Raw genomic sequence first — 18995 nt, 5'->3', positions numbered from 1 at the left:
GCGGAGGCGGTCAGCCGGCCCGGTGCACCACCGCGTCGCACAGCCCCTCGAGCGCGGCCTTCGCCGCCCCCTCGGGCAGCGGCGCCAGCATCGCGCGAGCCTCCTCCGCGTAGCGCAGGGTGTCCTGGCGGGCCTGCTCAAGCGCCGGGTGGACGCGCAGCCGCCGCAGCACCTCGCCGTGGAGCCCGTCGTCGCTGAGGTCCGCGGTCAGCAGTTCGCACAGCTCGCGGTCCTCGGCGGAGCCGGACGCCTCCGCCTGCGCCCGCAGATGGAGCACGGGGAGGGTGGCGATGCCCTCCCGCAGGTCGGTGCCGGGGGTCTTGCCCGACTCATGGCTGTCGCTGGCGATGTCCAGTACGTCGTCGGCCAACTGGAAGGCGATGCCCAGCCGCTCGCCGTACTGGGTGAGGATGCTGACGACAGACTCGTCGGCCCCCGACATCATCGCGCCGAACCGCCCGGAGACCGCGACCAGCGAGCCGGTCTTGCCCTGGAGCACATCCAGGTAGTGCTCGATCGGGTCCTGGCCGTCCCTCGGCCCCGCCGTCTCCAGGATCTGCCCGGTCACCAGCCGCTCGAACGCCTCGGCCTGGATCCGCACCGCCTCCGGGCCCAGATCGGCCAGGATGTGCGAGGCGCGGGCGAACAGGAAGTCGCCGGTGAGCACCGCCACCGAGTTGCCCCAACGGGCGTTGGCGCTGGCCACACCGCGGCGGACGTCCGCCTCGTCCATGACGTCGTCGTGGTAGAGCGTCGCCAGGTGCGTCAGCTCGACCACGACGGCCGAGGGCACCACCCCGGGCGCGTACGGGTCGCCGAACTGCGCGGCGAGCAGCACCAGCAGCGGCCGGAACCGCTTGCCGCCCGCCCGCATCAGATGCTGGGCCGCCCCGGTGATGAACGGCACGTCGCTCTTCGTGGCCTCCAGCAGGCCCTCTTCGACGGCTGTCAGCCCGGCCTGGGTATCGGCTTCCAGAGTCCGGTCCCGCACGCTCAGCCCGATGGGCCCGACGACGCTCACGGGGTACTCCTGTCTGCCTGCGGTCACACGCAATGTCGATGTGTCGCTGTCTCCACTAAAGGCAGCGTATCCGGTCGGCTGGCGATCACCATGGGCGCCTTCCCGCCTTGTGCGAGCTATCACTTCCGGCGCTCTGCCGACCGGCCCCCCACGACATTCTCCGCGCTCACCGGCAGATCAAACGTGTTCAGGTCCCCGATCATTCAGTGATCGACTCTGGGTCGATCACTGATCAACAGTCGGTCAATCCGTGATCGGCTGTGCCATCCGCGGCCGACACAGCTCCCTCGGGCGGGTGGCCATACCGACCGTCACCCATGGGCCAGCGCCACCGCCTTCGCCAGCCGGGGCGAGGCGTACTCGGTGCCGCAGACGAAGCGCATGACCGGCCCGAAGCTCGCCGCCGCGGGCAACCCGGTGAAGTACAGGCCCGGTACGGAGGAGCCATAGCCCGCGTCCAGCCACGGCCCTCCCGCCCTGCTCACCACCTCGGCCCTCAGCTCCGGCCCGAGGAAGCCCAGCGCCGCCACATTCATCCGGTAACCGGTCGCGGCCATCACATGGTCCGCGGCCAGCTCACCGGCGCGCCCGCCACCGCGCAGGGAGAGCGCCACGCGCCCGCCGCTCCCCACCTCCACCCGGGTGACCCGCTGCCCCTGTGTGACCTGCACCCGCCCCGCGAAGCGCTCCCGCAGCCACCAGGCTCCCAGCGGCCCCAGCACCGTGCGGACCAGATACCGCCGGGCCGGTGCGGGCAGCCGCCTGAAGGCCGCGGCGTGGTGCGAGAGCGCGTACAGCGACCAGGCGCGCCCGAAGGGCGACTCGGGGCGCAGCCGCGGCTGACGGTCCGGCGGCGCGCCGAACGCGACCGCGCGCGGCCCCCGCGCCACCACCCGCACCGCCGCGGCGCCCGCCTCGGCGAGCAGCACCGCGGACTCCAGCGCCGACTGCCCGGCCCCGACCACCACCACCTCACGCCCGGCGAACCGCCGCAGGTCGCGGTGTTGTGAGCTGTGCGAGACGGGCCCGGTGGGAGAGGGCCCGTCGGGGACGGCGGCGGCGAACTCGGCGGGCAGATGGGCGAGCCCGGCCAGCCCGCTGGCGACCACCACGGCGCGCGCGGCGAACTGCTCCCCCGAGTCCAGCTTGAGCTCGAACCGGCGGCCCCGCCGGTCGACCGACACCACCCGCACCCGCTCCAGCTCCGGCACCAGCCGCTCCTGGAACCACAACCCGTACCGCGCGAAGGTCTCGACCGGGATGATGTCCCAGTCCGACTCATAGCGCTTGCCGCCCTCCGCACAGCAGAAGTCGAGCAGTGTGTGCCCCACCTGCGGGGCGTCGATATTCGAGGCCACCGGGGTGGATTTGAGCAGCATCCCGGCCGGCATGTGCTCACGCCAGCTCACCATCGGTGTCCCGAAGACGCGGACCGACAGGCCGCGCGCACGCAGATGGGCCGCCGCCGACAGGCCGTAAGGACCGGCCCCGATGACTGCTACCGGATCGTTCACAAGTCCCCTCCCCGAGACATCACTTACTCGTGGTGCGACCTACTCATGGCGCGACCTATTGGTGGCGCGACCTATTGGTGGCGCGCCACCGCTGGTACAGGTGGACCGCGCCGGGCCGCACACAGCGCGCCAGCATCGTGAAGAACGGCTTCATGTCGTCGCGCGCGGCCCACGCCAGTTCGGTCCCGCTCGCACGGGCGGGCGCGTGCGGGGTGGTGTATCCGCTGCGGCGGTAGGCGAGCAGCGCGGGCAGGTCGATGTTCTCCACGACGAACCGCCGGTCCGCGCGCCGCTCGGCCTCCGGGACCTTGCGCCCCGTCAGGTCCAGGTGCTGGGCGCGGACCACATCGATCCCCGCCTCGCTCTCGAAGAGCCGGAACTGCGCGCCCATACGGGGGTTGAAGTCGAGCAGTTTGTACCGCCCGTCCCGCCGGTCGAAGCGCCAGTCCAGATCGACGATCCCGGAGAAGCCGATCCGCTTGATGAACTGGGCGGCCAGCTCCGCCAGCTCTGGGTTGTCCACCGCATAGGCGCAGGCCGTCATGCCCGCATGCGGCGGCCAGGACCGCACCTTGACCCCGGTGAACATCGCCAGTGGCGTGCTCTCCGCGTCGACGTAGGCGTGCACGATCCAGTCCTCGGCCTCCTCTCTCGGCAGATACTCCTGCAGAATCACCCCGGGCCGCGGACCCCACCCGGCCGCCAGCGCCAGTAGCTCACGCGGCCCGGTGATCCGCGTGGTGCCGCCGACCGCCGGCCTTCTGCGCCGCTCGAACGCCTCCCGGTTCTTGGCGACCACCGGGAAGCGCGCGGTCGCCGCGAACTCCTTGACGTCGGCGTACGAATCGGGGAACGCCGCGGCGGGGGTGGGCACGTCGTGGTCCAGACACAGCTCGTACAGCCCCTGCTTGCTGGCCAGGCGCCTGGGCAGACCGGGCTCCGCACGCGGGAAGAGGAAACGACCTTCCCCGGCGAGGGTGTCGGCGTGCTCGGCGATCAGCACCGCCGCCTCCTCGTCCGTCGGCAGCAGGACGGCCGGCCGCCCGATCGCCCGCCCGATCCGCAGCAGCCCCTCCACCAGCCGCTCCGGCCGCTCCATGCCGGTGGTCGGCCAGACGAAGGCCCGCTCCAGATAGCGCGAGAGCGCGGCCGGAGTCCAACGGTCCTCGGTGACGGCGTACATGGGGATGCCCAGGCGGCCCAGGGACCGGATGGCGCCGACGCCCCCGTGGTGCAGCGGGTAGTCGCCGATCTTCACGATCAGACCGGGCACCGTGCGGTCCACCGCGAACGGCACGTCACTGCTCGCCACGAGTCCCCCTCGGTCACCGCAGCGCAGTGGCCCCCCCACCGTGCGTGACCCGATTAAGGACGCTACTGGGGAATTGATGACCAGGGCAAGACTATCCGGACATTGCTATCCCTTTAGGTAACAGTCGGTACAGTCCTCCCTTCGTGCGCCCGCCCCCGTAGGGTGTGGGCCGGTGATCCCGCGCAGCCCCCGGCGACGACGAGAAGGCGAGGCACACCCATGCCACCACTGAGCCCGCTCGACCTGCCCCATGACGATCCGTACGGCCCGCACAACCTCCCCTATGGCGTCTTCACCACCCCCGATGCCCCTGACCTGCGCCGGATCGGGGTCCGCTACGGCGACCATGTGCTGGACGCGGGCGCCGCCGCGGCCGCCGTCGGCTCCCCGCACGCCGCGCTGCTCGGCCATCCGACGCTCAATCCGCTGATGGCCGCGGGCCGTCCGGTCTGGCAGGCCGTACGAGAAGAGCTGCGCGGCTGGCTGACCGAGTCGGCGCACCGGTCCGCCATCGAGCCCCTTCTGCACCCCCTCACCACCGTCACGCTCCATCTGCCCTTCGAAGTCGCCGACTACGTCGACTTCTATGCCAGCGAGCACCACGCGTCCAATGTGGGCAGGATCTTCCGCCCGGAGGGCGGACCGCTCACCCCCAACTGGAAGCACATGCCCATCGGCTACCACGGGCGCGCGGGCACGGTCGTGGTCTCCGGCACGCCCGTCGTACGCCCCCGCGGCCAACTCCGCCCGCCCGCCGGCCATTCCGCACTCCCCCCGTTCGGCCCCACACGCCGGCTCGACTTCGAGGCTGAGGTCGCCTTCGTCGTCGGTGCCCCTTCACCTTTCAATACACCGGTGCCGCTCTCCGGGTTCCACGACCACGTCTTCGGCGTATGCCTGCTCAACGACTGGTCCGCGCGCGACATCCAGAGCTGGGAGTACCGCCCGCTCGGCCCCTTCCTCGGAAAGTCCTTCGCCACCTCCGTGGCCGCCTGGATCACCCCGCTGGACGCCCTCGCCGCCGCCCGTACCGCCCCGCCCACCCGCGACGTCCCGCTCCTCCCCTACCTCGACGACTCCGCCGAGCCGGGCGGGCTCGACCTGCGCATCGAGGTCGCCATCAACGGCCACCCCGTCTCCCATCCGCCCTTCGCGGCCATGTACTGGACGGCCGCCCAGCAGCTCGCGCATATGACGGTCAACGGCGCCTCGCTGCGCACCGGCGACCTCTTCGCCTCCGGAACGGTCAGCGGCCCCGAGCCCGATCAGCGCGGCTGTCTGCTGGAGTTGACCTGGTCGGGCCGCGACCCGCTGCGACTGCCCGACGGCGAGCGGACGTTCCTGGAGGACGGCGACGAGGTGACCCTCACCGCTTGGGCCCCGGGCCCCGGTAACAACCGTGTCGCACTAGGGGAAGTAACCGGTTGCGTCGTCCCGTCCACGCCCTGAGCGGCTGCTAGCTTGTCGTGTTCCCGTCCCCACAACCGAGGAGAAACACGTGATCAAGGCAGTGCGCATCGCCGGTGCGGCGGCCGCGGCCGCCCTGCTGTTGACCGGATGCGGCAGCGACAGCGACGGGGGCGACAGCAAGTCGGACCCGTCGACGAAGGCCCCGGCGAGCGAGCAGTCGAGCGCCCCTGCGGAGGGGGGCGCGGGCGGCAAGGTGTCGGGCGCCTTTATGTCCAAGTCCGGCGGTGAGGCGATGATCCTGTCCATCAGCGGCCAGAAGGCGGCCCTGATCGCGGGCAAGCACCAGTGCAAAGGCGAGTACGCCGACATGGGCAACAAGATGCTGATGCTCGAGTGCGCCGACGGCAACACGGACCGCACCATGGGCAAGGTGACGGCGAGCGCGGACGGCAAGACCCTCAAGGTCAGCTGGGACGCCGGCATGAACGACACCTTCACCAAGGTGACCACCCCCGCCGACATCCCGACCAACATCCCGACCGACATCCCCGGTCTGGAGAGCGTCGGCGGCATCACCGGCGGCTGACCTGACGGCCCTGAAGCGCGTCCGCCCGGCCCCCACACGGGGGACCGGGCGGTCGGCCGCCGAGCGGCCGCACAAGGCGACGGGCGCTCAGCGTACGAAGACCCCCGCCTGGCCGGCCAGATCGAGGAAGTACTGCGGGGCGACGCCCAGCACGATCGTCACCGCGACGCCGATCGCGATCGCCGCCGAGGTCAGCGGGGACGGCACCGCCACCGACGGGCCCTCCGTCCGCGGCTCGCTGAAGAACATCAGGACGATCACCCGGATGTAGAAGAACGCCGCGATCGCCGAGGAGATCACACCGATCACCACCAGCGGCCCTGCGCCCCCGTCGGCCGCCGCCTTGAAGACCGCGAACTTCCCCGCGAAACCACTCGTCAGCGGGATTCCGGCGAAGGCCAGCAGGAAGACCGCGAAGACCGCGGCCACCAGGGGCGAACGGCGGCCGAGCCCGGCCCACTTGGACAGATGCGTGGCCTCGCCGCCCGCGTCGCGGACCAGGGTGACCACGGAGAACGCGCCGAGGGTCACAAAGGAGTACGCGGCGAGGTAGAAGAGGACCGAGGAGATGCCGTCGGGCGTCATGGCGATGACACCGGCCAGGATGAAGCCGGCGTGGGCGATCGAGGAGTAGGCCAGCAGCCGCTTCACATCGGTCTGGGTGACCGCGACGATCGCGCCGCCCAGCATGGTGACGATCGCCACCCCCCACATCACCGGCCGCCAGTCCCAGCGCAGCCCCGGCAGTACGACGTACAGCAGCCGCAGCAGCGCGCCGAACGCCGCGACCTTGGTCGCCGCCGCCATGAAGCCGGTCACCGGGGTCGGGGCGCCCTGGTAGACGTCCGGCGTCCACATGTGGAAGGGGACGGCACCGATCTTGAACAGCAGGCCCATCAGCACCATCGCGCCGCCGATGAGCAGCAGCGCGTCATTGCCCATGGTCCCGGCGAGCGCCGGGGTGACCTCGCGGACCGTGCCGTCGACGACATCGGCGATCCCGCCGTAGGTGACGGTGCCCGCGTAGCCGTACAGCAGCGCGATCCCGAAGAGCAGGAAGGCGGACGAGAAGGCGCCGAGCAGGAAGTACTTGACGGCGGCCTCCTGCGAGAGCATGCGGTGGCGCCGGGCGAGCGCACACAGCACATACAGCGGGAGCGAGAAGACCTCCAGCGCCACGAAGAGCGTCAGCAGGTCGTTGGCGGCGGGGAAGATGAGCATGCCGCCCACCGCGAAGAGCAGCAGCGGAAAGACCTCGGTGGTGGTGAACCCCGCCTTGACCGCGGCCTTTTCGGCGTCTCCGCCCGGGACGGCGGCCGCCTGCGCGGCGAAGGAGTCGACGCGATTGCCGTGGGCCGCCGGGTCGAGCCGCCGCTCGGCGAAGGTGAAGACCGCGACCAGCGCGACGAGGAGGATCGTGCCCTCCAGGAAGAGCGCGGGTCCGTCGACCGCGATGGCGCCCATGGCCGCGATGCGCGCCTTGCTCGTGCCGTAGTCCCCGGCCGCGAGGCCCAGGACGGCGGCGAAGGCCGCGGCCAGGGCGACCACGGAGACGAAGAGCTGGGCGGCGTAGCGATGGCGGCGCGGCAGCAGGGCCTCGATCAGCACCCCGACGATCGCGGCGCCGAGGACGATCAGGGTGGGCGCCAGCTGGCCGTACTCGATATGCGGCGTCGGGATCTTGTCGGGGGGCGACACCGCCGCTGTCGTCCACAGGCTGTGGACAGTGGCCGCATGGCTCACTTGGCACCTCCGGAATCACGGTCGTGCATCGGGCTGTAGCTGAACCAGCCCGCGTCAGTGACGGGGTGATCGGGCTTGGGATCCTTCTTGTCCACCACGGACAGCGTGTGATCGACAGCCGGGTTGACGATGTCGGTCAGCGGCTTCGGGTAGACGCCGAGGAAGATCAGCAGCGCGATCAGCGGCGCCACCACCACCAGCTCGCGCACCTTCAGATCGGGCATGCCCCGCACCTCGGCCTTCACCGGGCCGGTCATGGTGCGCTGGTACAGCACCAGGACGTACAGCGCGGCCAGCACGATGCCGACGGTCGCGATGATGCCGAGCACCGGATAGCGGCTGAACGTGCCGACCAGGACCAGGAATTCGCTGATGAACGGCGCCAGGCCGGGCAGTGACAGGGTGGCCAGACCGCCGATCAGGAAGGTGCCGGCGAGCACCGGGGCGACCTTCTGCACCCCGCCGTAGTCGGCGATGAGGCGCGATCCGCGGCGGGTGATCAGGAATCCGGCCACCAGCATCAGCGCGGCGGTCGAGATGCCGTGGTTGACCATGTACAGGGTGGCTCCGCCCTGGCCCTGCGTCGTCATGGCGAAGATGCCGAGGATGATGAAGCCGAAGTGGGAGATCGAGGCGTATGCGATCAGCCGCTTGATGTCCCGCTGGCCGATGGCGAGCAGCGCCCCGTAGATGATGCTGATCAGGGCGAGGACGAGGATCACCGGCGTGGCCCACTTGCTGGCCTCCGGGAAGAGCTGGAGGCAGAAGCGGAGCATCGCGAAGGTGCCGACCTTGTCGACCACCGCGGTGATCAGCACGGCGACGGGGGAGGTGGCCTCCCCCATCGCGTTGGGCAGCCAGGTGTGCAGCGGCCACAGCGGCGCCTTCACGGCGAAGGCGAAGAAGAAGCCGAGGAACAACAGCCGCTCGGTGCCGGTCGCGATGTCCAGGGTGCCCGCGGCCCGGGCGTCGGTGATCTGCTGCAGCGAGAAGGTGCCGGTGCCCAGGTCGTCGGCGGTGACCACGTACAGGCCGACCACCGCGGCCAGCATGATCAGGCCGCCCGCCAGGTTGTAGAGCAGGAACTTGACGGCGGCGTACGAGCGCTGGGTGGCCGACTCCTCCTCGGACCGCCCTCCGGCCCGGTCCCCGAAGCCGCCGATGAGGAAGTACATCGGGATCAGCATGGCTTCGAAGAAGATGTAGAAGACGAAGACGTCGGTGGCCTCGAAGGAGATCACCACCATCGCCTCGACCATCAGGATCAGCGCGAAGAAGCCCTGGGTGGGCCGCCAGCGACGGTTGGGGTTGGCCTCCTCCAGCGGGTCGGCGTCATGCCACCCGGCCAGGATGATGAAGGGGATGAGGACCGCGGTCAGCGCGATCAGCGCGACCGCGATGCCGTCCACCCCCAGTTCGTACCGCACGCCGAAGTCATTGATCCAAGGGTGGGACTCGGTGAGCTGGAAGTGGGCGCCGTCCGGGTCGAAGCGCACCAGCACGATCGCCGCCAGGACGAGCGTGGCCAGCGAGAAGCCCAGCGCAACCCACTTGGCGGCGGCGCGCTTGACGGCGGGCACGGCGGCGGTGGCGACCGCGCCCAGCGCGGGCACCGCGGCCGTGACCGTCAGCAGAGGAAATGACATGACTCAGACCGCCCTCATCAGCAGGGTCGCGGCGATGAGCACCGCCGTACCGCCGAACATCGAGACCGCGTACGTACGGGCGTAGCCGTTCTGGAGCTTGCGCAGCCGCCCGGAGAGGCCGCCGACCGAGGCCGCGGTGCCGTTGACCACGCCGTCGACCAGTTTGTGGTCCACATAGACCAGTCCGCGGGTCAGATACTCACCGGGCTTGACGAGGGCGACGTGGTTGAAGTCGTCCTGCAACAGGTCGCGCCGGGCGGCCCGGGTGAGCAGGCTGCCGCGCGGTGCGGTGCGCGGAACGGGCCGGCGCCCGTACTGCAGCCAGGCGATCGCGACGCCGATCAGCAGGACGACCATGGTCCCGGCGGTGACGGTGGCGGCGCTGAGCGGGGAGTCCCCGTGGCTGTGGCTGGTGACGGGCTCCAGCCACTTCAGGAACGCGTCGTTGAGGCTGAACAGCCCGCCGGCGAAGACCGATCCGAAGGCCAGCACGATCATCGGAATGGTCATGGACTTCGGCGACTCGTGGGGGTGTGGCTCATTGCCCTGCTCGTCGGGTTCCCAGCGCTTCTCGCCGAAGAAGGTCAGCAGCATCACGCGGGTCATGTAGTACGCGGTGATGGCGGCGCCGAGCAGCGTCGCGCCGCCCAGGATCCAGCCCTCCGTACCGCCCTTGGCGAAGGCCGCCTCGATGATCTTGTCCTTGGACCAGAAGCCGGAAAGCCCCGGGAAGCCGATGATCGCGAGATAGCCGAGCCCGAAGGTCACGAAGGTGACCGGCATGTACTTCCGCAGGCCGCCGTACTTGCGCATGTCGACCTCGTCGTTCATGCCGTGCATGACCGAGCCGGCGCCGAGGAAGAGCCCCGCCTTGAAGAAGCCGTGGGTGACCAGGTGCATGATCGCGAAGACATAGCCGATCGGGCCGAGCCCGGCGGCCAGGATCATGTAGCCGATCTGCGACATGGTCGAGCCCGCCAGGGCCTTCTTGATGTCGTCCTTCGCGCAACCGACGATCGCACCGAAGAGCAGCGTCACCGCGCCGACGGTGACCACCGCGGTCTGCGCGTCCGGCGCGTTGTTGAAGATCGCGCCCGAGCGGGTGATCAGATAGACGCCCGCGGTCACCATGGTGGCCGCGTGGATCAGGGCGGAGACCGGGGTCGGGCCCTCCATGGCGTCCCCGAGCCAGGACTGCAGCGGCACCTGGGCCGACTTGCCGCAGGCCGCCAGGAGCAGCATCAGCCCGATGGCGGTGAGCTTGCCCTCGCCCGCTTCGGTGGCGTTCGAGAGCACCGGGGCGAAGGCGAACGTGCCGAAGGTCGTGAACATCAGCATGATGGCGATCGACAGGCCGACGTCGCCCACCCGGTTGACGATGAACGCCTTCTTCGCCGCCGTGGCCGCGCTGGGCTTGTGCTGCCAGAAGCCGATCAGCAGATACGAGGCGAGGCCGACGCCCTCCCACCCCACGTACAGCAGCAGGTAGTTGTCGGCGAGGACGAGCAGCAGCATCGCCGCGAGGAAGAGGTTGAGATAGCCGAAGAAGCGGCGGCGGCGCTCGTCGTGCTCCATATAGCCGATCGAGTAGATGTGGATCAGGCCGCCCACACCGGTGATCAGAAGCACGAAGGTCATCGACAGCTGGTCGAGCTGGAAGGCGACGTCCGCCCGGAAGCCGCCGACCGGGATCCAGCTGAACAGATGGCTGTGCAGGGCCCGGTCGCGCTCGTCCCGGCCGAGCATGTCCGCGAAGAGCACCGCCCCGATCACGAAAGAGGCGAGCGCGAGCGCGGTGCCCAGCAAATGGCCCTTGCCGTCCAGCCGCCGCCCCCCGCACAGCAGCAGGGCCGCGCCGAGCAGCGGGGCCGCGACAAGCAATCCGATGAGGTTCTCCACGTGAACGCGACCCTTCTAGAGCTTCATCAGGCTGGCGTCGTCGACCGAGGCCGAATGGCGGGCGCGGAACACCGACACGATGATCGCGAGGCCGACCACGACTTCGGCGGCCGCGACGACCATCGTGAAGAACGCGATGATCTGGCCGTCGAGATTGCCGTGCATCCGGGAGAAGGTGACGAACGCCAGGTTGCACGCGTTCAGCATCAGCTCGACGCACATGAAGAGGACGATCGCGTTCCGCCGGATCAGCACCCCGGCCGCGCCGATGGTGAACAACAGGGCGGCCAGGTACAGGTAGTTGACCGGGTTCACTTGGCGACCCCCTTCGAGTCCTCCGGATGATCGGCGCCGCCCGAACCTGCCGCGCCGTTGGCACTGTCGTGGCGGTCGGCGCCTTCGGCGCCCTCGGCACCCCCGGCGCCCTTCGCGCCCCCGGGGCGCCCCGCGCCCTTGCCGCCCTTGGCGTCCCGCCCCAGCCAGCGCGCCGAGCGCTGCTCCAGGGCGGCCAGTTGGGCCAGCGCCTTCCCGGAGACGTCCCGGATCTGGCCGCGGCCGCGCAGCGTCGCGTTGACCGAGAGCTCGGCGGGCGTGCCGTCGGGCAACAGACCGGGGATGTCCACCGCGTTGTGCCGGGCGTAGACGCCGGGCGCGGGCAGCGGCGGCACCTGCGTACCGGTGCGCACTCGCCGCTCGGCCTGCTCACGCTGGCTGAGCGCGCGCTCCGTACGCTCGCGGTGGGTCAGCACCATCGCGCCGACCGCCGCGGTGATCAGCAGCGCGCCGGTGATCTCGAAGGCGAAGACGTACTTGGTGAAGATCAGGCGGGCCAGGCCCTCCACATTGCCGCCGGAGTTGGCCTCGCCCAGGCCCTTGAAGCTCTTCAGCGAGGCATTGCCGATCCCGGCGCACAGCAGGATGCCGAACCCGAGCCCGCACAGGGCGGCGAGCCAGCGCTGCCCCTTCAGCGTCTCCTTGAGCGAATCGGCGGCGGTGACGCCGACCAGCATGACGACGAAGAGGAAGAGCATCATGATCGCGCCGGTGTAGACGACGATCTGGACGACGCCCAGGAAGTACGCGCCGTTGGCCAGGTAGAAGACCGCCAGAACGATCATGGTGCCCGCCAGGCACAGGGCGCTGTGCACGGCCTTGCGCATCAGGATCGTGCCCAGGGCGCCGATCACGGCCACGGTGGCGAGGACCCAGAACTGCACCGCCTCGCCGGTTGAGGTGGTGCTCGTGGCGGCGGCCAGCATGCTGCTCACGCTTGCACCTCCTGCTGCTTTCCCTCCGGGGCGTCATCGGCCGCGTCCTCGGGCGCGGTCTCGCCCTTGCTGACCGCCACCTGGCGCACCGTCCCGGGCGCGGCCTCGGTCACCAGACCTCGGTAGTAGTCCTGCTCGTCCATGCCGGGGTAGATGACGTGCGGGGAGTCGACCATGCCCTCCTCCAACCCCGCGAGCAGCTCCTCTTTGGTGTAGATGAGCGATTCGCGGGTCCGGTCGGCGAGCTCGTACTCATTGGTCATGGTCAGCGCGCGCGTCGGGCACGCCTCCACGCACAGGCCGCACAGAATGCAGCGCAGATAGTTGATCTGGTAGACGCGGCCGTAGCGCTCACCCGGGGAGTAGCGCTCCTCCTCCGTGTTGTCCGCGCCCTCCACATAGATCGCGTCCGCCGGGCAGGCCCAGGCGCACAGCTCGCAGCCGACGCACTTCTCCAGCCCGTCCGGATGGCGGTTGAGCTGGTGGCGTCCGTGGAATCGGGGCGCGGTCGGCTTCTTCTCCTCGGGGTACTGCTCGGTGAGCCGCTTCTTGAACATGGCCTTGAAGGTCACGCCGAAGCCGGCCACCGGGTTCTGGAAGTCAGACACCGTCGGCCTCCTTTCCGTCACTGACAGTGTCGGGCCCGCCACTGACAATCAGCTCGCGGTCGTGTCGCGGGCGTCGGCGCGGTGCGGGCGGCAGGGTCTGGCCGGGCAGCGGTGGCACCGGGAAGCCGCCCGCCATCGGGTCGAAGGCGGGCTCCGGGCCGCCGTCGGCCTCCGCCTCCGCCTCGGCCCGCGCTTCCCTGTCGCGGAAGATGTCGACGACGAACGACAGCAGCAACAGGACGAGGACCGCGCCGCCGACGTACAGCACGATGTCCTGGTAGTCGTAGTTCTCGTTGCGCAGCGCCCGCACGGTCGCGACCAGCATCAGCCAGACCATGGAGACCGGGATGAGGACCTTCCAGCCCAGCTTCATGAACTGGTCGTAGCGCACCCGCGGCAGCGTGCCGCGGATCCAGACGAAGGCGAACAGGAACGAGAGGACCTTGCCGACGAACCAGAGCATCGGCCACCAGCCGTGGTTGGCCCCCTCCCAGAAGGTGCTGATCGGCCATGGCGCCCGCCAGCCGCCCAGGAAGAGGGTGACCGCGACCATCGAGACGGTGACCATGTTGATGTACTCGGCGAGCATGAACATCGCGAACTTGATGGACGAGTACTCGGTGTTGAAGCCGCCGACCAGGTCGCCCTCGGACTCCGGCATATCGAAGGGCGCGCGGTTGGTCTCACCGACCATCGCGATGATGTAGATGATGAAGGAGACCGGCAACAGCAGCGCGTACCAGCGGTCGTGCTGGGAGTTGACGATCTCGGAGGTCGACATCGACCCGGAGTAGAGGAAGACCGCCGCGAAGGACATGCCCATCGCGATCTCGTAGCTGATCATCTGGGCGCAGGAACGCAAGCCGCCGAGGAGCGGATACGTGGAACCGGACGACCAGCCCGCCAGCACGATGCCGTAGATGCCCACCGAGGCGGTGGCCAGGATGTAGAGGATCGCGATCGGCAGGTCGGTCAGCTGCATCGTGGTGCGCTGCCCGAAGATCGAGATCTCGTTGTCGGCCGGGCCGAAGGGGATGACCGCGACCGCCATGAAGGCGGGGATGGCCGCGACGACCGGCGCCAGGACGTAGACGACCTTGTCCGCGCCCTTGACGACGATGTCTTCCTTCAGCATCAGCTTCACGCCGTCGGCCAGGGACTGGAGCATGCCCCAGGGGCCGTGCCGGTTCGGGCCGATGCGCAGCTGCATCCAGCCGACGACCTTGCGCTCCATGACGATGGAGATCAGCACGGTCACCATCAGGAAGGCGAAGCAGAAAACCGCCTTGATCAGGATCAGCCACCAGGGGTCGCGGCCGAACATCGACAGGTCTTCTGCGGCGAGGTAGCTCAGGTTCATGAGGTCACCTCCGGTTCGGTCGCGGGAGCGCCGATCTTGACCAGTTCACCGGGACGCGCGCCCAGGTCGTGGTACGCGCCGCCGCCCGTCGAGTTCAGCGGCAGCCAGACCACCCGGTCGGGCATCGCCGTCACCGCCAGGGGCAGCTGGAGCGACCCGGCCGGGCCGGTGACCCGTACGGGCTCCCCGTCGCGCAGCCCCGCCTCCTCCGCGGTCGCCTCCGACAGCCGGATGACCGCCGCGTGGCGGGTCGCGGCGAGCGCCGCGTCGCCCTCCTGGAGCCGGCCCTGGTCCAGCAGCAGCCGGTGGCCCGCGAGCAGCGCCTCGCCCTCGCCGGGACGGGGCAGCGGCCCGCCGGTCTCCATCGGCCCGATGCCGTGGGAGCCGGGCCAGGTGCCGAGCCGCGTCAGCTCGTCCCGTACGGCCTGGACGTCCGGCAGGTCGAACGGCACATCCATGGCGTCGGCCAGCATGTGCAGCACCCGGGCGTCCGGAAGGACATGGCGGCGGGTCATCTGGTCGGGCTTGATGGCCGCCTCGAACGGCCGGGCCCGCCCCTCCCAGTTGAGGAAGGTGCCCGCCTTCTCGACGACCGCCGCGACCGGCAGCACCACGTCCGCGTGCGCCGTGACCTCGGTGGGCCGCTGCTCCAGGCTGACCAGGAAGCCGACCGTCTCCAGGGCCTCGGCGGCCCGCGCCGGGTCGGGCAGATCGGCGATCTCGACGCCCGCGACCACCAGCGCGCCGAGCTCGCCGTCGGCGGCAGCCTCGACGATCCGGCCGGTGTCCCGGCCCGTCCGGGCGGGCAGTTCGGCGACGCGCCAGACCTCGGCGGTCTCCTCGCGGGCCCGCGGATCGACGACCGGACGGCCGCCGGGCAGCAGCCCGGGGAGCGCGCCCGCCTCGATGGCGCCCCGCTCCCCCGCCCGGCGCGGGATCCAGACCAGCGTGGCGCCGGTGGCGGCGGCGGCCCGTACGGCGGCGGTCAGCGCGCCCGGTACGGTCGCAAGCCGCTCACCTGCGACGATCACCGCGCCGTCGAGGCGCAGCGCCTCGGCCGCCCGCTCCCCGTCGGCGTCCAGGCCGGTGCGGCCCGCGAGCGCGTCCAGCCACTCGGTCTCGGTGCCGGGGGCCGCGGGCAGCAGCGTGCCGCCCGCCTTCGTCAGGCCACGGGTGGCGTGGGTGGCCAGTGAGAAGGTGCGCTGGCCGTGCTTGCGGTGGGCCTTGCGCAGCCGCAGGAAGACGCCGGGCGCCTCCTCCTCCGATTCGAAGCCGACCAGGAGGACGGCCGGGGCCTTCTCCAGCGCGGCGTACGTCAGGCCGCCGCCGTCCAGGTCGCGGCCCCGGCCCGCCACCTGGGTGGCCAGGAAGTCGGCCTCCTCGGCGCTGTGCGCCCGGGCCCGGAAGTCGATGTCGTTGGTGTCCAGGGCGACGCGGGCGAACTTCGCGTACGCGTACGCGTCCTCGACGGTGAGCCGGCCGCCGGTCAGCACGCCCGCGCGCCCGCGGGCCGCGGCCAGGCCGGTGGCCGCCGCCTCCAGCGCCTCGGGCCAGCTCGCCGGCTCCAGTTCGCCCGTCTCCCGGTCGCGCACCAGCGGAGTGGTGAGCCGGTCGGGGAGCTGCGCGTAGCGGAAGCCGAAGCGCCCCTTGTCGCAGATCCACTCTTCGTTGACCTCGGGGTCGTCCGCCGCGAGCCGCCGCATGACCTTGCCACGCCGGTGGTCGGTGCGGGTCGCGCAGCCGCTCGAGCAGTGCTCGCACACACTCGGCGAGGAGACCAGGTCGAAGGGGCGGGAGCGGAAGCGGTAGGCGGCCGACGTCAGCGCGCCCACCGGGCAGATCTGGATGGTGTTGCCGGAGAAGTACGACTCGAACGGGTCGCCCTCGCCCGTGCCCACCTGCTGCAGGGCGCCGCGCTCCAGCAGCTCGATCATCGGGTCGCCCGCGACCTGGTTGGAGAACCGGGTGCAGCGCGCGCACAGCACACACCGCTCGCGGTCCAGCAGCACCTGCGGCGAGATCGGCACCGGCTTGGCGAAGGTGCGCTTATGGCCCTCGAAGCGGCTGTCGGCCTGCCCGGCGGACATGGCCTGGTTCTGCAGCGGGCACTCGCCGCCCTTGTCGCAGACCGGGCAGTCCAGCGGGTGGTTGATCAGCAGCAGCTCCATCACACCGCGCTGCGCCTTCTCGGCCACGGGCGAGGTGAGCTGGGTCTTGACCACCATCCCGTCGGTGCAGGTGATCGTGCAGGAGGCCATCGGCTTGCGCTGACCTTCGACCTCGACGATGCACTGGCGACAGGCGCCGGCCGGGTCGAGGAGCGGATGGTCGCAGAAGCGGGGGATCTCGATACCGAGCAGCTCGGCCGCGCGGATCACCAAGGTCCCCTTGGGGACGGAGATCTCGATTCCGTCGATGGTGACAGAGACCAGATCTTCGCGTGGCACCGCTGCCTCTCCGCCTCCGGAGGGTGCATTGGTGGTCACGGTCATGCGGTCACCCCCAGGTGAGTGGAGCTCGGATCGTCGGCCCATACGGTGGACTTGGCGGGGTCGAAGGGGCACCCGCCACCGGTGATGTGCTGCTCGTACTCCTCCTTGAAGTACTTCAGGGAGGAGAAGATGGGGCTGGCGGCGCCGTCGCCCAGCGCGCAGAACGACTTGCCGTTGATGTTGTCGGCGATGTCGGCCAGCTTGGCGAGGTCTTCCATGCGGCCCTTGCCGGCCTCGATGTCGCGCAACAGCTGAACCAGCCAGTACGTGCCCTCGCGGCAGGGCGTGCACTTGCCGCAGGACTCATGCGCGTAGAACTCGGTCCAGCGGGTCACCGCGCGCACCACACAGGTCGTCTCGTCGAAGCACTGCAGCGCCTTGGTGCCGAGCATCGAACCGGCAGCGCCCACGCCCTCGTAGTCGAGGGGGACGTCCAGGTGCTCCTCGGTGAGCAGCGGCGTCGACGAGCCGCCGGGCGTCCAGAACTTCAGCCGGTGACCGGGCCGGATGCCGCCGCTCATGTCCAGTAGCTGCCGCAGGGTGATGCCCAGCGGGCCCTCGTACTGGCCGGGGGCCGCGACATGCCCGGACAGCGAGTAGAGCGTGAAGCCCGGGGACTTCTCGCTGCCCATCGACCGGAACCATTCCTTGCCCTTGGTGAGGATGGCGGGAACCGACGCGATGGACTCGACGTTATTGACGACAGTGGGGCACGCGTACAGACCCGCGACCGCCGGGAAGGGAGGCCGGAGCCGCGGCTGGCCGCGCCGCCCTTCCAAGGAGTCCAGCAGCGCGGTCTCTTCACCGCAGATGTACGCGCCGGCGCCCGCGTGCACGGTGATCTCGAGATCGGGCAGATCGGGCAGATCGGCCAGCCCCAGCTTCTGCCTGCGCGCGTCGGCCTTGCCGAGGTAGCCCGCCTCGTACACCTCGCGTACGGCCTCGTGCAACCGGCGCAGCACGGGCACGACTTCACCGCGCAGATAGATGAAGGCGTGCTGGGAGCGGATGGCATGACAGGCGATGATCATGCCCTCGATGAGGGCGTGCGGATTGGCGAAGAGGAGGGGGATGTCCTTGCAGGTGCCGGGTTCCGACTCGTCCGCGTTGACGACCAGGTAGTGCGGCTTGCCGTCGCCCTGCGGGATGAACTGCCACTTCATCCCGGTGGGGAAGCCCGCACCGCCGCGGCCGCGCAGCCCCGAGTCCTTCACCAGCGCGATCACATCGTCGGGTGCCATGGCGAGGGCCCTGCGCATGCCCTCGTACCCGTCGTGGCGCAGATAGGTCTCCATGCTCCAGGACTTGGACTCGTCCCAGAACGAGGACAGCACGGGTGCCAGCAGCTTCTCGGGGCTGCTCTCGCCCCGCTCGACGGTCACGGTCATCACTCCCCCTCCTCAGCGACCCGGCCGGACGCCTGCTCGTCCGGCGGGAAGTCCGCGGACCTGGGCGATACGACGCGGCCCGGGGCCGCCTCGCCCTTGGCCAGCCGCAGCCCCACCAGCGAGGCCGGGCCGGCGCTGCCGCTCGCCTCGACCGCGCCCGGGCGCGCGTCGGGGAATCCGGCGAGGATGCGCGCGGTCTCCTTGAAGGTGCACAGCGGAGCGCCGCGGGTCGGCTCGACAGTGCGGCCCGCCTGGAGGTCGTCGACCATCTGCTTGGCGGAGTCCACGGTCTGGTTGTCGAAGAACTCCCAGTTGACCATCACCACGGGCGCGTAGTCGCAGGCCGCGTTGCACTCGATGTGCTCAAGGGTGATCTTGCCGTCGTCGGTGGTCTCTCCGTTGCCGACGCCCAGATGGCGCTGCAGGGCCTCGAAGATCGCGTCGCCGCCCATCACCGCGCACAGGGTGTTGGTGCACACCCCCACCTGGTAGTCGCCGGAGGGCTTCCGCCGGTACATGGTGTAGAAGGTGGCGACCGCGGTGACCTCGGCGGTGGTCAGCCCCAGCACCTCGGCGCAGAACCGGACCCCGGTGCGGGTGACATGGCCCTCCTCCGACTGCACCAGGTGCAGCAGCGGCAGCAGCGCGCTGCGGCTGTCGGGGTAGCGGGCGATCACCTCCTCGGCATCCGCCTCGAGCCGTGCCCGGACCTCGGCCGGGTAGTCGGGGGCGGGGAGCTGCGGCATTC

General features: G+C 70.4%; 15 protein-coding genes. 2 read left to right on the top strand and 13 right to left on the bottom strand.

Annotation, left to right across the window (positions count from 1 at the left end):
• Positions 1-10 precede the first annotated feature (10 nt).
• The 3 genes from ACWDSL_RS17375 to ACWDSL_RS17365 form a co-directional block, all read right to left on the bottom strand.
• The gene (locus tag ACWDSL_RS17375; protein ID WP_450486179.1) at positions 11-1021 is read right to left on the bottom strand and encodes a polyprenyl synthetase family protein; all 1011 of its coding nucleotides are present in this window, start codon (positions 1019-1021) and stop codon (positions 11-13) included.
• A gap of 311 nt (positions 1022-1332) precedes the next feature.
• Complete coding sequence (locus ACWDSL_RS17370; RefSeq protein ID WP_450486177.1) at positions 1333-2535, bottom strand: FAD-dependent oxidoreductase; 1203 nt, start codon at positions 2533-2535, stop codon at positions 1333-1335.
• Positions 2536-2590: 55 nt separating this feature from the next.
• Positions 2591-3847 carry a carboxylate--amine ligase gene (locus ACWDSL_RS17365; RefSeq protein ID WP_450486175.1) on the bottom strand — a complete coding sequence of 419 codons (1257 nt, stop codon included), beginning with the start codon at positions 3845-3847 and terminating at the stop codon, positions 2591-2593.
• Between the two features lie 219 nt (positions 3848-4066).
• Here ACWDSL_RS17365 and fahA point away from each other — a divergent pair, with 219 nt between their 5' ends.
• Both fahA and ACWDSL_RS17355 read left to right on the top strand, forming a co-directional pair.
• Positions 4067-5296: a fumarylacetoacetase gene (gene fahA, locus ACWDSL_RS17360; RefSeq protein ID WP_450486173.1), complete on the top strand. Its 1230-nt coding sequence runs from the start codon at positions 4067-4069 to the stop codon at positions 5294-5296.
• Between the two features lie 49 nt (positions 5297-5345).
• The gene (locus ACWDSL_RS17355; RefSeq protein ID WP_450486171.1) at positions 5346-5843 is read left to right on the top strand and encodes a hypothetical protein; all 498 of its coding nucleotides are present in this window, start codon (positions 5346-5348) and stop codon (positions 5841-5843) included.
• A gap of 87 nt (positions 5844-5930) precedes the next feature.
• On the opposite strand, the gene nuoN is transcribed toward ACWDSL_RS17355, so the two are convergent.
• The 10 genes from nuoN to nuoE are packed head-to-tail and all read right to left on the bottom strand — an operon-like array spanning position 5931 to position 18993.
• On the bottom strand, positions 5931-7586 hold the full coding sequence (gene nuoN, locus ACWDSL_RS17350) for an NADH-quinone oxidoreductase subunit NuoN (RefSeq protein ID WP_450486169.1): 1656 nt from the start codon (positions 7584-7586) through the stop codon (positions 5931-5933).
• Positions 7583-9232, bottom strand: coding sequence for an NADH-quinone oxidoreductase subunit M (locus ACWDSL_RS17345; protein WP_450486168.1), 1650 nt, complete (start codon positions 9230-9232; stop codon positions 7583-7585). Before ACWDSL_RS17345 ends, nuoN begins: the two co-directional genes overlap by 4 nt.
• 3 nt (positions 9233-9235) lie before the next feature.
• Complete coding sequence (gene nuoL / locus ACWDSL_RS17340) at positions 9236-11131, bottom strand: NADH-quinone oxidoreductase subunit L (RefSeq protein WP_450486166.1); 1896 nt, start codon at positions 11129-11131, stop codon at positions 9236-9238.
• 15 nt (positions 11132-11146) lie between these two features.
• Positions 11147-11446: an NADH-quinone oxidoreductase subunit NuoK gene (nuoK, locus tag ACWDSL_RS17335; protein ID WP_014178692.1), complete on the bottom strand. Its 300-nt coding sequence runs from the start codon at positions 11444-11446 to the stop codon at positions 11147-11149.
• Complete coding sequence (locus tag ACWDSL_RS17330) at positions 11443-12390, bottom strand: NADH-quinone oxidoreductase subunit J (protein ID WP_450486213.1); 948 nt, start codon at positions 12388-12390, stop codon at positions 11443-11445. Before ACWDSL_RS17330 ends, nuoK begins: the two co-directional genes overlap by 4 nt.
• Positions 12391-12395: 5 nt before the next feature.
• The gene (gene nuoI / locus ACWDSL_RS17325) at positions 12396-13007 is read right to left on the bottom strand and encodes an NADH-quinone oxidoreductase subunit NuoI (RefSeq protein WP_450486164.1); all 612 of its coding nucleotides are present in this window, start codon (positions 13005-13007) and stop codon (positions 12396-12398) included.
• Complete coding sequence (gene nuoH, locus ACWDSL_RS17320) at positions 13000-14367, bottom strand: NADH-quinone oxidoreductase subunit NuoH (RefSeq protein WP_450486162.1); 1368 nt, start codon at positions 14365-14367, stop codon at positions 13000-13002. The genes nuoI and nuoH overlap by 8 nt, the downstream gene beginning before the upstream one ends.
• Positions 14364-16859, bottom strand: a complete 2496-nt coding sequence (locus ACWDSL_RS17315; protein WP_450486160.1) for an NADH-quinone oxidoreductase subunit G — start codon at positions 16857-16859, stop codon at positions 14364-14366. Before ACWDSL_RS17315 ends, nuoH begins: the two co-directional genes overlap by 4 nt.
• Complete coding sequence (nuoF, locus tag ACWDSL_RS17310; protein ID WP_450486158.1) at positions 16856-18247, bottom strand: NADH-quinone oxidoreductase subunit NuoF; 1392 nt, start codon at positions 18245-18247, stop codon at positions 16856-16858. The genes ACWDSL_RS17315 and nuoF overlap by 4 nt, the downstream gene beginning before the upstream one ends.
• Positions 18247-18993, bottom strand: coding sequence for an NADH-quinone oxidoreductase subunit NuoE (nuoE, locus tag ACWDSL_RS17305; protein ID WP_450486211.1), 747 nt, complete (start codon positions 18991-18993; stop codon positions 18247-18249). The genes nuoF and nuoE overlap by 1 nt, the downstream gene beginning before the upstream one ends.
• Between the last annotated feature and the right edge of the window lie 2 nt (positions 18994-18995).

The sequence above is a fragment of the Streptomyces sp. NPDC000941 genome (genome assembly GCF_053599555.1).
Note: the sequence above shows the minus strand (reverse complement) of the source record. Positions and strands in the feature narration are given on the sequence as shown.

What these genes read in the sequence shown, in the direction of transcription:
- ACWDSL_RS17345 (WP_450486168.1), bottom strand. Translation starts at nt 9,232, where the DNA reads ATGTCATTTCCTCTGCTGACGGTCACGGCCGCGGTGCCCGCGCTGGGC.
- ACWDSL_RS17330 (WP_450486213.1), bottom strand. Translation starts at nt 12,390, where the DNA reads ATGCTGGCCGCCGCCACGAGCACCACCTCAACCGGCGAGGCGGTGCAG.
- nuoE (WP_450486211.1), bottom strand. Translation starts at nt 18,993, where the DNA reads ATGCCGCAGCTCCCCGCCCCCGACTACCCGGCCGAGGTCCGGGCACGG.
- ACWDSL_RS17315 (WP_450486160.1), bottom strand. Translation starts at nt 16,859, where the DNA reads ATGACCGTGACCACCAATGCACCCTCCGGAGGCGGAGAGGCAGCGGTG.
- nuoH (WP_450486162.1), bottom strand. Translation starts at nt 14,367, where the DNA reads ATGAACCTGAGCTACCTCGCCGCAGAAGACCTGTCGATGTTCGGCCGC.
- nuoF (WP_450486158.1), bottom strand. Translation starts at nt 18,247, where the DNA reads ATGACCGTGACCGTCGAGCGGGGCGAGAGCAGCCCCGAGAAGCTGCTG.
- fahA (WP_450486173.1), top strand. Translation starts at nt 4,067, where the DNA reads ATGCCACCACTGAGCCCGCTCGACCTGCCCCATGACGATCCGTACGGC.